General features: G+C 38.9%; 9 protein-coding genes. 8 read left to right on the top strand and 1 reads right to left on the bottom strand.

Annotated features, from left to right (window positions below; genetic code table 11):
• Nucleotides 1-329 precede the first annotated feature (329 nt).
• The 5 genes from QA584_RS16680 to QA584_RS16660 all read left to right on the top strand — a co-directional run bounded on the left by QA584_RS16680 (nt 330) and on the right by QA584_RS16660 (nt 6,744).
• On the top strand, nt 330-1,268 hold the full coding sequence (locus tag QA584_RS16680; protein ID WP_331487652.1) for an ABC transporter permease: 939 nt from the start codon (nt 330-332) through the stop codon (nt 1,266-1,268).
• 15 nt (nt 1,269-1,283) lie between these two features.
• On the top strand, nt 1,284-2,189 hold the full coding sequence (locus QA584_RS16675) for a carbohydrate ABC transporter permease (RefSeq protein ID WP_278270193.1): 906 nt from the start codon (nt 1,284-1,286) through the stop codon (nt 2,187-2,189).
• Nucleotides 2,190-2,248: 59 nt separating this feature from the next.
• Nucleotides 2,249-3,871, top strand: a complete 1,623-nt coding sequence (locus tag QA584_RS16670; RefSeq protein ID WP_278270192.1) for an extracellular solute-binding protein — start codon at nt 2,249-2,251, stop codon at nt 3,869-3,871.
• Between the two features lie 185 nt (nt 3,872-4,056).
• Nucleotides 4,057-5,802 carry a glycoside hydrolase family 35 protein gene (locus QA584_RS16665; protein WP_278270191.1) on the top strand — a complete coding sequence of 582 codons (1,746 nt, stop codon included), beginning with the start codon at nt 4,057-4,059 and terminating at the stop codon, nt 5,800-5,802.
• Nucleotides 5,803-5,808: 6 nt separating this feature from the next.
• Nucleotides 5,809-6,744 carry an AraC family transcriptional regulator gene (locus QA584_RS16660; RefSeq protein ID WP_278270190.1) on the top strand — a complete coding sequence of 312 codons (936 nt, stop codon included), beginning with the start codon at nt 5,809-5,811 and terminating at the stop codon, nt 6,742-6,744.
• A gap of 158 nt (nt 6,745-6,902) precedes the next feature.
• On the opposite strand, the gene QA584_RS16655 is transcribed toward QA584_RS16660, so the two are convergent.
• Nucleotides 6,903-9,296 carry a glycoside hydrolase family 2 TIM barrel-domain containing protein gene (locus QA584_RS16655; protein ID WP_278270189.1) on the bottom strand — a complete coding sequence of 798 codons (2,394 nt, stop codon included), beginning with the start codon at nt 9,294-9,296 and terminating at the stop codon, nt 6,903-6,905.
• A gap of 229 nt (nt 9,297-9,525) precedes the next feature.
• On the opposite strand from QA584_RS16655, the gene QA584_RS16650 reads away from it, so the two are divergent.
• The 3 genes from QA584_RS16650 (at nt 9,526) to QA584_RS16640 (ending at nt 14,878) form a co-directional block, all read left to right on the top strand.
• Nucleotides 9,526-10,476, top strand: a complete 951-nt coding sequence (locus QA584_RS16650; protein WP_278270188.1) for a family 43 glycosylhydrolase — start codon at nt 9,526-9,528, stop codon at nt 10,474-10,476.
• 177 nt (nt 10,477-10,653) lie between these two features.
• Nucleotides 10,654-12,663 carry a beta-galactosidase gene (locus QA584_RS16645; protein ID WP_278270187.1) on the top strand — a complete coding sequence of 670 codons (2,010 nt, stop codon included), beginning with the start codon at nt 10,654-10,656 and terminating at the stop codon, nt 12,661-12,663.
• Nucleotides 12,664-13,189: 526 nt separating this feature from the next.
• Complete coding sequence (locus QA584_RS16640; protein WP_278270185.1) at nt 13,190-14,878, top strand: S41 family peptidase; 1,689 nt, start codon at nt 13,190-13,192, stop codon at nt 14,876-14,878.
• The last annotated feature ends 8 nt before the right edge of the window (nt 14,879-14,886 follow it).

Genomic DNA, 14,886 nt, shown 5'->3' with positions numbered 1-14,886 from the left:
CAAGAATAACATAGAAACCCATAAAACAAGAAACTGGTTTAGCTGCAAAATGCACAATAACAGTTTCTTGTTTTTTTATTTATTCAACTGATTGCACATACATTTATGGGGTAATCAGAAAATATTTGTTGACAAAGTACAATAAAATGTATATAATATTTATATGAAACGGGTTTCAAGAAATAATTTATCAAAATTACTTTTTAATTTGTATAACAATTCGTTAAACTGTTAAAACATAGGAAAGAAAACCTTTGAGATAAATGTCGGAATCCGATTTTTTATGTAACAATATGAAACCGATTTCATGAAATCAGGAGGAGAATGATGTGAAAGTGAAAAAGAACAACTCGAAAAAGCCCTTTTGGAAAACATTGAATGACAACAAAACATTGTTGTTCATGTGCCTTCCACCCATAATATTTTTTGTGGTCTTTTCCTATTGTCCACTGCCGGGGGTCTACATAGCATTTACGAATTACAATTTCAGGGATGGGATATTTGGCAGCCCCTTTGTAGGGCTTAAAAACTTTGAATTCCTGATAAAGTCCGGGCAGCTTTGGCATTTGACCAAAAACACGATTCTTTATAATCTGGTATTTATTGTCCTTGGTAATGTATTGCAGATAACCATTGCAATTATGCTGAATGAAGTCAGGAATAAATGGTTTAAGAAAGTATCCCAGACCATCATGTTTTTACCATACTTTATTTCTGTGGTTTTAATTGGTGCAATTACCTTTAATATACTCAATTACGATACCGGTGCATTAAATACACTTATTAGGCATTTAGGTGGTGAACCGCTGAAAATATATAGTATGGCAGGTGTTTGGCCGTTTATTATTGTTTTCTGCCAGATGTGGCAGCAGACAGGATATGGTTCCGTTGTTTATTTTGCAGCTATCTGCGGGATAGATTCCAGTATGATAGAGGCTGCTGAGGTGGATGGTGCTTCTAGCTGGCAGCGGATCCGATATATCATAATCCCTAGTCTAAAACCTACTTTTGTCATTTTACTGTTATTTGCACTTGGCGGAATTATGAAAGGTAACTTTGGACTGTTTTGGAATCTCATAGGCAATAACTCACAGTTATTTGCTACCACAGATATTATAGAAACCTCGGTTTACCGTATGATGATGTCTCAGAATAACTTTGCAACATCCTCTGCAGTTGGTTTGTATCAGTCAATCTTTGGGTTTACCTTGGTTATGGTAAGTAACTGGCTGGTAAAACGTATTGACCCGGATTATGCATTATTCTAGGAGGTGAGTTTAAAGATGGTAAAAAAAGAAACTAAAATAAAATTTGGCAGAAGTACGGTTGCCTTAAGAGTATTTTCATATGTCTTCATTCTATTATTTACAATATTATGCATTCTCCCTTTTATATTAATTATCTCTGCTTCTTTTAGTACAGAAGGTATCATAAGTAAAGACGGGTTTGGCCTTTTACCGAAAGGACCTACCTTAGCGGCATACAGCTGGGTATTTAGATATCCCAAGATGATACTGGGCTCATATGCCGTAACAATTACCATGACTGCCTGCGGAACCATAATCGGATTGTTCTTAATTGCAATGGCAGGATATGCCTTACAGAGAAAAGATTTTGTTTACCGTAATATATTATCGTTTTTTATTTATTTTACTACCTTGTTTTCTGCAGGTATGGCCCCTACCTTTATCTGGGTGGCTAAATACATGCACTTAAAGGGAAGTTATATGGCAGTATTTTTGCAGCTGCTGATGTCACCCTGGCTGATTATACTTATGAAGAATTTTGCCAAATCAGTGCCATTTGAGATAACAGAATCCGGTAAAATTGATGGTGCCGGAGATTTTAAGATTTTTATCTCGCTTATTTTCCCTATGTTAAAGCCGGCACTTGCAACAGTAGGTCTGTTCCTGGCGTTGGGGTATTGGAATGAGTGGTATCAGTCTTCCCTTTATCTTGGGTCCTCAGTTACCTATAAACCACTTCAGTATTATCTATATAATATCATTAATACGGCGAATGCCTTAAAGGGTTCCGTAGCAGGTGCCAATGTAACCTATACGGATCTGCCGTCTAATACTTTGAAAATGGCTACCGCGGTAGTGGCTACCGGTCCTATCGTTTTTCTGTATCCGTTTGTACAGAAATATTTTATCACCGGTATTACAGTGGGAGCAGTGAAAGGTTGATATGGATTCCATATACAGGATTCGCATATAAAAAACATATAATGAAACGGAGGATTACGATGAAAAAGAAAAAACTGGCAAAACGTATTTTGGCATTCGTCTTGACCGCAATGACAGCGATAAGTCTTGTTGGCTGCGGCGGAGGCGGTACAAAAGGTGGTACTGTGAAACAAGAAACTGGCAGCAATTCCGGAAGTAATGGGGGAACCGGTATTGATACCTCCAAACATGAAGTAATTAATATGTTGGTTCTTGGGGATAAACCAACGAATGGAAGACTGGAGGCTATGCTGGAAAAGCTGAATAAAGCACTTACGGAAAAGGCAAATGCAGAGTTAAAGTTTACCTATGTTGAATGGGCAGATTGGCAGACACAATATAATGTACAGTTACTAAGCGGTGATGATTCCCTGGATATCATAACCACTGCTTCAGACTGGCTGTATGCCTGGGAAAATGCACAAAAAGGTGCTTTTATGCCTTTATCAGAAGAGATGCTTAAAACCTATGCACCTAAAACCTATGAACAGGTAAATGCCAGCGGAGACTGGGATATCTGCAAATATAACAATGAGATTTACTTTATTCCGGAAGATCATTATACCCAGTATACCAATCATGGCATGTACTACCGCGGAGACTGGGCTAAAGAGGCTGGACTTGCTGACGGAACGGTAAAGAAGTTTGATGACTTAACCACTTATTTTAAATATATAAAAGATAATAAGCCGGATGTAATTCCTTGGGATGTTCCAGGAAAGAATAATGCTCCCGGTGTATTAGGGGCTTATATTCAGTCCAATTCAGACTACCGTGTACTGATTGGCTGTAATGCCGGTAACTTTGAATTCTGGTGTACTAAAGCTTCAGATCCTTATACGATAACTTCTCCTTATATGGAGGACGATACAATCTATAAAGCTGCGGATTTAATGAAACAGTGGAATGATATGGGAGTATGGCGTGAAGATGTTTTGAACTTCGACGGAGACAGCAGGGAAGAATTATATGCCGGAACCTCTGGTGCCGATCAGCATCACAGCCAGACGTATTACTCACAGATAAAACCTAATATGGATATCAAACAGCCAGGTTCCGATGCAAAGATGTACTATTGGGGTCAGGAAAACAATAATGTGTCCAAACCTCTGAAAACACATGGTGCAGCGGCAATCAGTGCTAATTCCAAACATCCGGAACGTGCGTTAATGGTTTATGACCTCCTGCGTAATGATGAAGAGTGCTACCGTTATATTAACTATGGTATTGAAGGTACGGACTATATCATCACCGATGACGGAAAACTTGCTTACCCGGAAGGTTATGATACAAGTACGGACGGACTGGGTGCTAACTACTGGTGCGGACGTAATGATGATCTGGAATTGGAAAACAGCTTTAACTGGAGTGGTACCAAAGATATGATCGCAAATCTGAATAAAGTTGCTTATGATTATCCATACGAAAACCTGATTTTAGATAAAAATGCAATCGAGGCAGGTCAGTCAGCCATAGCAAGTGTACTTTCGGAATATATTCCTCAGTTAGCTTATGGCAAATTTGATAATCCTAAGGAAAAGATTGATGAGATGAGACAAAAACTGAAAGAAGCAGGTTATGATGATGTAAAAGCGTCCCTGCAAAAAGATATGGATGCTTATAAACAAAATAACGGTAAGTAAGGTTAAAGCTTTCGGGCCAAAATGCTCTTAAACTGGTATATGTTACACAATGTATATGGGGATACCAAGGTGGACATGGCAGTATGTCAGAATTGGCTGTCCCCATTTATATACCCGGATAAATTTTACTTACAAGGAGATAAAAAGCATATTAGGGCGGATAAAGCGCCCGGATAGGAGGAAAAATGCATCAATTCGAAATTCGGGATGAATTTTATCTTGACGGAAAAACTATAAAGATTATCTCCGGCGGCATGCATTACTTTAGGATTATGCCGGAATACTGGCGTGATCGTTTAGAAAAATTAAAAAATCTGGGGTGCAATACGGTTGAAACCTATATACCCTGGAACCTGCATGAAAAAGAAAAGGGTCAATATAATTTTAACGGGATCCTTGATATTGCCCGTTATGTACGGACTGCACAGGAACTTGGGCTTATGGTAATAGTAAGACCCTCGCCCTATATCTGCGGGGAGTGGGAGTTTGGAGGATTTCCTTACTGGCTGCTAAAAGAGGATGGTATGAAGCTTCGCTGTATGTATCCTCCTTATTTAAGCCATGTAAAAGAATACTTTGAAAAACTGTTTGAAATCATAGCACCCCTGCAAATAACACAAGGCGGCCCCGTTATTATGATGCAGGTGGAAAATGAGTATGGATATTTTGGTAATGATACAAACTACATGGAATTTTTAAAACAGACCATGTTGGACTGCGGCTGCGAAGTGCCCTTAGTAACCTCTGATGGTCCCTGGGGGAATTCCTTTGAGTGTGGTAAGATTAATGGCGTATTACAGACCGGTAATTTCGGCTCCAAAGGAAAAGAGCAATTTGAGTTAATGAGAAAGAAAATCGGTAATAAACCACTCATGTGTATGGAATTCTGGGTAGGCTGGTTTGATGCTTGGGGAGATAAAGATCATCAAAGGGGCAATTTGGAAGAAAATGTGAAAAATCTGGACGAGATACTTTCGGAAGGTCATGTTAACATCTATATGTTTGAGGGTGGAACTAATTTTGGATTTACTAGCGGTTCCAATTATTATGAGGAGTTAAAACCAGATGTGACTTCCTATGATTATGATGCCTTATTAACGGAAGATGGTAGAATTACAGATAAGTACAACGCCTTCCGTGAGGTAATTAGTAAGTATACCGAAATCCCTAATATAGAGTTAACCACGGAAATAAAACGTAAAGCATATGGGACCTTAAGAGTATCAAGAAAAGCAGGACTTTTTGAAAACCTTGACAATATTGCAAGACCCAGTGAGAATGTAGTGCCTTTGCCAATGGAAAAGCTGAATCAGGGTTACGGATATATCCTTTATGAAAGTGAATTAGTCCATGACCGAAGTATAGAGAAGTTCCGCCTCTGGGGTGCCAATGACAGGGCCAAGGTGTATTTGGATGAAGTACCGGTACTCACTTTATATGATAAAGAACTCTTATCAGAGCATGAACTAAGTGACCAGCCAGAAAACCCAAGAAAGCTTCATATCCTCATGGAAAATATGGGACGGGTAAATTTTGGCCCAAGAATGGAAGATCAGAGAAAAGGAATAAATGGTCAGGTCCAAATCAACGGGCATCATCAATATTACTGGAACCATTATTGTCTTCCTATGGAAGATTTGTCAGGACTTGATTTTACACTTCCCTCAAAGGAGAATACACCTGCCTTTTATGAGTTTACGTTTGAAATAGATGAAACCGGGGACACATTTCTTGATCTAACCGGATGGGGGAAAGGATGTGTTCTGATTAACGGATTTAATATCGGAAGATTCTGGGAAGCCGGACCCCAGAAGCGGCTCTATATACCGGCACCTGTTTTAAAGAAGGGTAAGAATACCATTTTAATATTTGAAACAGAAGGAAAACATGAGGAAACAATCGCTCTAAGGGATGAACCGGATTTGGGGTAAGGCGTTATGTATTATGAAATGAATGGAACGATTCTGCCTCAGGTGAGGCTAGTGGACACAGCGGCTTTAGAGCCTCCTTATGTCCATAAAAAAAGACAGGCAGAGGAATATATCTTATATGTCATGAAAAAAGGAACCCTGTACCTTCAGGAAAACGGTATTATTTATGAGATAAAAGAAGGAGATGTTTTGCTTTTGGATTCCGATTTTGTCCATCAGGGAATCAAGGCTTCCAATTGTGAATATTTTTATATCCATTTCCGCCATCCGGAACTTATCCGCAGGCAGGAGGATGGGGACTTCATGGAATATTGTCTTGGAATCAGAAGTGAGTCTCTTCAGGAAGACAGCGGCTCCTTTCACTTATATCAGGCTGCCAGGTTATTGTTTCCTAAGCAGATCAGTCTTTTGACCGGTAACAGTTATCTTCAGGTAATAAAGCTGTTGCAGGAAGCCATGGATCAAAATAAGAATCAGTTGGAAAACTATAAGATTTCCTGCGGCTGTAAGATAATGGAGGCTTTTGTGGAAATTGCAAGAGAAGCCGTATCCTCCAGAGCATTAAAGCAAATGCCTGGTATACCCCAGTCCTATAAAAATATCCATGAACTTCTGAATTATCTGAATGCAAATTATCAAAAGGACATTTCGGGAAAGTTAATTGAGGAGGTCTTTTCCTGTAACTTTGATTATCTGAACCGGGTTTTTAAAAAGAATATCGGAAAGACCATATTTGTCTATCTGAATGAAATCAGGATACATCATGCAAAAGAATTGATTGCTACAACCTCCATGAAGATGTTATCCATTGGATACCGGGTAGGTTTTCAGGATGAGTGTTATTTCAGCAAAGTCTTTAAGAAATATACTGGTATCTCGCCCGGACAATATGAAAAACTTACGGCACATATAGAACTAGAGAAAACTGTTGCAATACACTAAAAAGTGGTTGCAACAGTTTTTTAATTTATAGTTCTAAGAATTTACCTATAAATTAAAAAGCCTTCCAGGCAGGATGCGCATGACGCACTTAAGGAAGATTGTCATTGTCGTGACAGCGCGTTAGCGCTAGAGTCTGGCGAGCCAGACTCTTTGTTCTTTTAGTTTACTTCATTCTGAACCAGTGAGTCCGATAGGATTAAGGAGGCAGTCTTAAGAGTATCACCGCCAACGGTAATCACCGTCTCTTTCGTAACATCGTCTGGTACAGCATATATAATAAGATGACCCATGTAGGTGTTCCGTGAGGAGGCGGAATAATCCGTCACATCAGAAAGATCGCCATTTTCCAGTCCGAGAAGTCTGCCATTTTCTATGGATACCTTAAGTGCAGAGAAACCGGTTAACACCTCATTCCCAAGATGATCGGTTAAGGTTGCCTCTACTTGAAACAGAGGTGTTTCCCAGCAAGCCAGGCTGTTATAATCCCAGCTTTTAAGCTGAATCTGACAGGCACTTCCAGAGGTTTTTAGCATATGTGTATGGACAGAACCGTCCTCTGCTTTTCCGGTGGCGGATAAAGTACCGGGGCGAAATGGTACCGAAAATGAGATACAGTCTTTATTGGCCTCCTTTTGTTTCACACAGATTAACTCTTCATTCAGGTAAAAAGAAACCTCCCTCAGATTGGTATAACATTTGATCAAAATTTCCTCACCGGCAGGATAATTCCAGGAGTCATAAACATAAGTCCATTCCCCTTCCTCTCGTTCTGCAAAGGCGGTAGAAAGGTGTATTACCGGTTTCTCCGACCAGAAACTCTGACGGCGGTAATACCAGGGTTTTTCAAATCCGGCTAGTGTCAAAAGTCCGGCACCGGAGCCATGTATGGGCCACCCCTGGGCTTCACCCAGATAATCAATACCGGTCCAAAGGAATTGCCCGGAGATATAGGGATTATCGGTAACAGCCCGCCAGGCAGCTATACTATGGCTGTTTTCACTGCCCATAAAAGGTTTATCCGGAAATGCCAGATGGCTTTCTTCGTAAAGGTGTTCTTTATAATTATAACCAACCACATCCAAAGAATCTAAGAAGCCAAGCTTAGCAGACAGTTCCGGAAAGGCAGCGGCAAGGGTAACCGGTCTGGTGGTATCAATTCCTTTTACGATTTTGGTTAACTGTTTTGCTATAACCGCAAGACGGCTGGCGTCGGGGCGTTCTGGATTATATACCCGCTCTGCACTTGGTTTATTGGCATCATTATTACCAGTCATGGTATCAAAGGAGGAGTGGCAGTATGGATCATTGGGATAATCGATTTCATTGCCGATGCTCCACAGGATAACGCAAGGGTGATGCCGGTCCCTGCGTATGAGAGCAGTAAGATCCTGCTCATGCCAGGTCGGGAAATCCAGATAATACCCCTCGTGTTTTGGGGGATAGACATTATGTCCGGTGCTCCATTTATTTTTAGGACCCTCCCATTCATCAAAAGCTTCATCAATTACGAAAAATCCCATAGAATCACAGAGGTCATATAGTTCCGGCATATGAGGATTATGACTCATCCGAAGTGCATTACAGCCCATAGCTTTCAGTTTCTTAAGACGGCGGTACCAAACAGCAGGGTGAACAGCTGCTCCTAAGCATCCGGCATCATGATGGACACAGACTCCTTTTAGTACCGTTTGGTGTCCATTCAGGAAAAAACCAAGATCCGGGTCAAATAAGATACTGCGGATACCTACTTTACGGGAATCAGCTAAATAGTCAAACGCAGTGCCGTCTGGCTGCTTTAAGTGAATCCAGGTTTCCAGAGTATATAACGAGGGCTGGTTTGGTGACCAGAGTTTTGGTAAGGGAATCGTACCGTTGGTAATCAGGATCTTTTGGCTGTCTGCTCCAATGGTATCGGAAATTTCGGCATAGAAGCACTCATGTTCGAGAAGCAGTTTATTGGTGAGGGTTATACTCATCTTTGCCGCCTCCGTATTAATAATTTCGTTTTTGATTGTAAAGGAGGCCTGATCTGCTTCAACCATTTCTGTGGTAAAACTGATACCATCAGGAAGCAGATGTACCGGTTCTTCGATAATTAACGTTACTTTCCGTGTGATGCCAGAACCGGTAAACCACCTGGAATCGGAGATATCACGATGATCTGCCTGAATACAGATAAGGTTATCCCGGTCAAAGCGAAACTGATCGGTAATATCATACGAAATGGGAATATAACCGTTAGGTCGTGCTCCCAGATAGTAGCTGTTGCACCATACTTTACTGTTTTTATAGATACCGTCAAACAATATGGATATCCGCTTTCCTATCCAATTTTTGTCCGGCTTGATCCGAAGCCGGTACCAGCCTATGCCTCCGGCCAGGTAACCTGTTCCGCTGGAATATTCCCTTTTAAAAGGTAAGGTAACAGACCAGTCATGGGGAAGAGACACGTCTTCCCAATCACTGTCATTAAACCAGGACTGCCAGGCATTCTGGCAATCACCCAGATAAAATTTACAGTTATTCGTTAAGGTAAGGATTGTTTTATTCAATAAAAGTACCTCCGTGATTTGTATTGTGTATTTATGAACCTATTATAAAAAACTGATGGGAGAAAACAATGTAAATTAGAGAGAGTTATTGTAAATTAGCGACTTTTTGTATGGAATCATTGTAAAAAGAACGTTTCTATAGTAGAATGGAAACATAGATATGAAATCGGTTTCAAAACGATATTCCCATCATTACAATAATAGCAGAGAGCAAAAGGAGAAAAGATAAATGGTTAAAAAAGAAGAGTATATAAAGGCTAAAAAGCCTTTAATTACAGGCTTGTATGCGGATCCTGATATGTTGAAATATAAAAATAAATATTATCTTTATCCCACCACGGACGGATATACAGACTGGAGTGGCAGTGTATTTCACGTCTTTTCCTCTTTGGATAAAACCGTCTGGAAGGAGGAAGGAATCCTGTTAGATGTTGCCTCAAAACAAGTTCCCTGGGCGGTGGGCTCTGCCTGGGCACCTGCGATTTATGAAAGGAAGGGAAAATTTTATTACTATTTCTGCGCAAAAAGAGAGGATGGAATATCCTGTATCGGGGCTGCTGTCAGTGATTCACCGGTATCTGGTTTTCAAGCCGAACCACAACCCATACTCACACCGGAAATTGTGAAAGAGTGCGGGGTATCTATGGATCAGACCATTGACCCTTCAATATATGAGGAGAACGGTGAAGTTTATCTGCTTTTTGGTAACGGAAGACCGGCAATTGTACGTCTTTGCAGGGATTTGCTCCATGTGTGCAAAGAGACTATGAAGAATCTGGAAGGTTTGCAGGAGTTCAGGGAAGCAGTTACGGTTTTAAAAAGAGATGGGATTTATCATTATACCTGGTCCTGCGATGATACCGGCAGTGAGGATTACCATGTGAATTATGGAGTATCGGATAATCTGTACGGTCCTGTAAAATTTCAATACAGGATTTTAGAGAAAAAACCGGAATATGATATTTTAGGCACCGGTCATCACTGCATACTAAAAGAACCGGATAAGGACCAATATTCGATTGTCTATCACCGGTTTGCAACACCTACTAAAAACTACCCGGAGGGAAAAGGTTATCACCGTGAGATAAGTATGGAGAGGTTAGAATTTGATGACAATGGATTTATGAAACCTGTGAAGCTTATTATGGGAAGACCTGAAAACAGCGGCAGCAAGACCTGAAAACAGCGATAGTGAAAGCTTATAATAGAATTGTTAAGGGATTTGGTTCGGTTTGAGAATAAGGTGAGAGTCCTTCGGGTACTGGATATCTGGAAGAATAGTTCAATTACAGCAAGTATTGCAGACAGGTATGCGATTTGAAGCAAGTTAAAAATAATAAAAAGAAGGAGAAGGTTTATGAGATTAAATCTGAAAAATTCTATCCCGAGGGATACGGTTTTTCTTTCCTTGGAGGAGGAAAGCTGCGTTGCAGAATTTGGAGCAGGTGGCGGGGGAATTTCGCTGCCCGAGATAAAGGATTCAGGCAAGCGATATATTGTGGGGGATATTGAGGTACTGGAGGAACACTCAGTTGCTATGATGTTTCGCTTCTATATGCCGGGAGCGGAAAAAGAAAGAATATTTATGCGTTTTGGTTTGTTACCTAAATTCAAAACAAGAATATGCCTTGACTTAAACTGGCTGGATAACAGCACAATTTATACGAACCGAACGCCCGGGACCCTTAAATTGGTCATACATGGCCAGCGTACCGACCGAAGAGAGGTTGAGAGGTTTGAACTGGGAATTGAAGAAACCTTTCACAATGTAAAAGTAAAGCTTGATGATTTTTATCTAACAGATGATAAGCCTGAGGTTTTCCCAATACCCCAAACGAAATTGGTGGACGAGTTCGGACAATGGAAAGGAAAGGATTGGCCAGGGAAGATTCATTCCTTTGAAGAATTAAAAGAAAAACTTAAAGAAAATGAAGGAAAAGCAGAATATCCCTTTACGGAATGGAATCGATGGGGTGGAGATTCCGACAGAAAACTAAAAGAAGGTACGGGTTTCTTCTCTACCTTTAAGTCCGCAGATGGACGGTGGCATCTTGTAGATCCCGAGGGTTGTGAATATTTCTCTATAGGGCCCTGCGGAACCAATCCAGGCGATCCATGCCGTGTGGATTCCTTTGAATCGGTATGTGACTGGCTTCCTGATCTAGCGGATCCTCAGTTTAAGGAATTCTATCAGATAGGGACCAGGCAGCGTACGGCATATATGCCGTTGGACAGTTATAAGACCATTCGTTTTACAGCCCTTAATCTTAAAAGTGTATATGCAGAGAAGTGGCAGGAAAAATGGGAAGAACTATCCCATCATATACTAATGAAAAACGGAATCAACTCCCAGGGTAATTTTCCGGGATTAAGTATTCATAATGACGGCAGCAGACTTCCATATGTAAGAGAACTGCCAGATTTTCCGTCCACAGACATCTTGATTTTCCGTGATTTTCCGGATGTGCTATCACCTGAGTACTCAAAAAGGTCAGAAAAATATGCAAAGAAGCTGCTGGAATGGAAAGAGGATCCTTGGCTTATTGGTTATTTCTTAAGGAATGAACCAGAGTTTAATTTCGTAGAAGATCTATACATTGCCGATGAAGTACTGCATAATCCGGCACAGACCTATTGCCGGCTGGGGTTCATACAGTACCTGAAAGATATATACCAAACAATTGAAGCTTTAAATGAAGCCTGGGATAGTGATTTTAAAAGTTTTGAGGAGTTTTATAAACCGATAGACTGCTGTTCCAAAACATATCCGAAATCACAAAAAGAGATCTATGAATTTTCAAAATACCTGATTAGTGAATATAGTAAGATACCATCATTGGCTTGCAAAAAAGCAGATGGTAATCATCTGAATCTTGGACTGCGTTGGTCAAAAGCAAATAATACTCTGATGATGGCAGGCTGGGAATATTTTGATGTATTCTCTATTAATTGTTATGATTTCAATCCTGTAAAAGATATGGATTTTGTTATGAATGCCGGAGTGGATCTGCCTATTCTTCTGGGGGAATTTCACTGTGGAGCTTTGGACCAGGGATTAACGGCTACCGGACTTAAGGGAGTTTTAAATCAAGAGGAAAGAGGTGTTATGTGGCGTTATTTTGTAGAAAAGGTTGCAGCCCATCCGTATGGTGTAGGTGCCCATTGGTTTCAATATAACGACCAGTTTTGTCTTGGAAGATATGACGGAGAAAATTATCAGATTGGAATGGTAGATATCTGTATGCAGCCTCATAAGGAACTGATGGAAGCGGTACATGAAACCTCAGCGGTACTTTATAAGGTCAAAAACGGGGAGCAGGCACCTTATTCCAGAGAGCCGAAAGCCATTCCGATGATTGGGTACTAACTATTTTAATTAGAAGCTATCAAATACAACAACAAAAGTTGTAGCGCAGTATAAATTATATAAAACACTTGATTATGGTAGAATAAGAAATGACCCTAATAAGTTGGAACTAAAAATCTAACTTATCAGTGGTCATTTTTTATGTAAGTGAATATGAGGGTTACAAGGTTACTCAACATTCCAAACGCAATATTAATCTTATGACACTCAAAACGAATAGGGAATTGCGTCCTATTCCATAAAAACGCTGCACTCCTTGAAAATGTCATGAAGCGTTTAAGGAAGATTTTATAAGGGTGACTATACATTATAACTAAAATCTGATGAGTCAGATATTTTCTTAATGTAGTAAAAAAGGCATCCCGAATATTAGTTGCAGCAAATGTAATAATAAAATAAATTAAAAAATGTTGAAAAAAGGTATTGACATAAATATAAAGTTAGTGTACTATATAACTAGTTCACTGGTGATGAAGCAATAATTAAATATTTAAAAATGAAAAAAATAAATGAGATGGAGGGAAAAATGAGCATTATTCAAAATATATTTGCTTCACTGAAGTGGTTAACAGTTTTCGAATTGCTTATATTTGTATTAGATTTAGTTGTTTTAGTATGGTATGCTGTTCCTATTAAAAAGTATTATAGATGGTTTAATTTTTTACCAAGTTTAGGTGTTATTATTTGCATTATCAGTATTATTTATGGCGATATTACATATTTGTCGCTATCATTTTATATAATAACTGCTTTAATATTCTTATGTACTATACAAAAAGTTTTTAAACCTACTATTAGTATTTCTGCTCCCAAACATAGGATTTTAAGAGTTTTAAGACCTTTGGTTTGTTTTGCTGGAGTAAGCTTAATGATTTTAACCATAATAACTTCTGGAGAAATTAGGTATAATCGAACTAGTGATCTAAATAATATGAGTTACTCCAAAGCCTTTATTCAAATGAACAAACGTATGTCGATTGAATATCCATTTGGAGATTTAAAGAAGATCAAATGGAATGAACTAAAGGATAAATATGAGCCTATTTTTCAAAAGGCTGAAAAAGATAAGGATAAAGTTTTATATTATAAGACTTTAAGAGAATACCTTTATTCTATTGGAGATGGTCACATAAAAATTATGAACGATAATCCAGATATTCGTAAAGCAGAAGTTGGAGGTGGTTTTGGAATAAGTACTATACAATTGGATGATGGTAAGGTATTAGTAAACCTGGTTTTAAAAGATAGTCCAGCAGACAAAAATGGAATAAAGCTTGGCGCAGAGATAGTAACTTGGGAAGGTAAACCAGGAAATGTGGTTTTAAAAGATACTAAATGGACCGACAACCCTGTTGCTACAAATTCTGATAAGCTTTATGAGCAAGGTCGTTATATGGTAAGGACCTCAATAGGAAAAGAAGTTTTAGTTGGATTTAAAAATATGGGTGAAAAAAAAATAAAAGAAGTTACCCTAAAAGCTTATGACGATAATTATGAAACCCTTAACAAGACTAAGTTAAAACTTATAAAAGGTGAAGATCCAGTTGAAGGAAAAATTTTAAGTAATGGTTACGGGTATATAAAAATTAAATATTTTCTTAATACAGATACTTCAAGTCCTGAAAAAGTCATAGAAGAAAAATTAAAAATGTTTCAAGCTAAAAATATTAAGGGGCTAATTATTGATCTTAGAAATAATCCTGGTGGTGATGATGATATTGCTGCTAGCATAGCAGGGCATTTTATAAATAAAATTAAATTCTATGAATATGTAAGCTATTATAATAAGTATACAAAAAAATTTGAAATTAATGATAGTGAAACTCGTAATATAACCCCCTCAAAGCCGTATTACAATGGCAACATTGCAATTTTAATTAATAATAAAACCGGAAGTTCTGCAGAAGGAATGCCAATTATATTAAAGGGATCACCTAACATCAAAATTGTTGGATTTACTTCTACTAACGGTTCCTTTGGGGTTATAACCAGTCCTATAAAATTTAATATGCCAGAAGGATATGTAATTCAAGTACCTGATGGAAGGTCACTAAATAAAGACAAAACCATTCAAGGTGACAGTAATGATACTGGGATAGGTGGTGCCACCCCTGACATTAAGATTCCTTTAAACGAAGAAACTTTTAAAGAAAAATACATGGATGGGCAAGATGTTGAGCTAAATTATGCCATAGCTGCACTAAAAGCAAAATAGATAAAAAC

Origin of the sequence: Anaerocolumna sp. AGMB13025 (genome assembly GCF_029689925.1) — a bacterium.
Classification (GTDB): domain Bacteria; phylum Bacillota; class Clostridia; order Lachnospirales; family Lachnospiraceae; genus Anaerocolumna.
The sequence above is the reverse complement of the archived record's forward strand: the minus strand, read 5'-3'. Positions and strand labels throughout refer to the sequence as shown.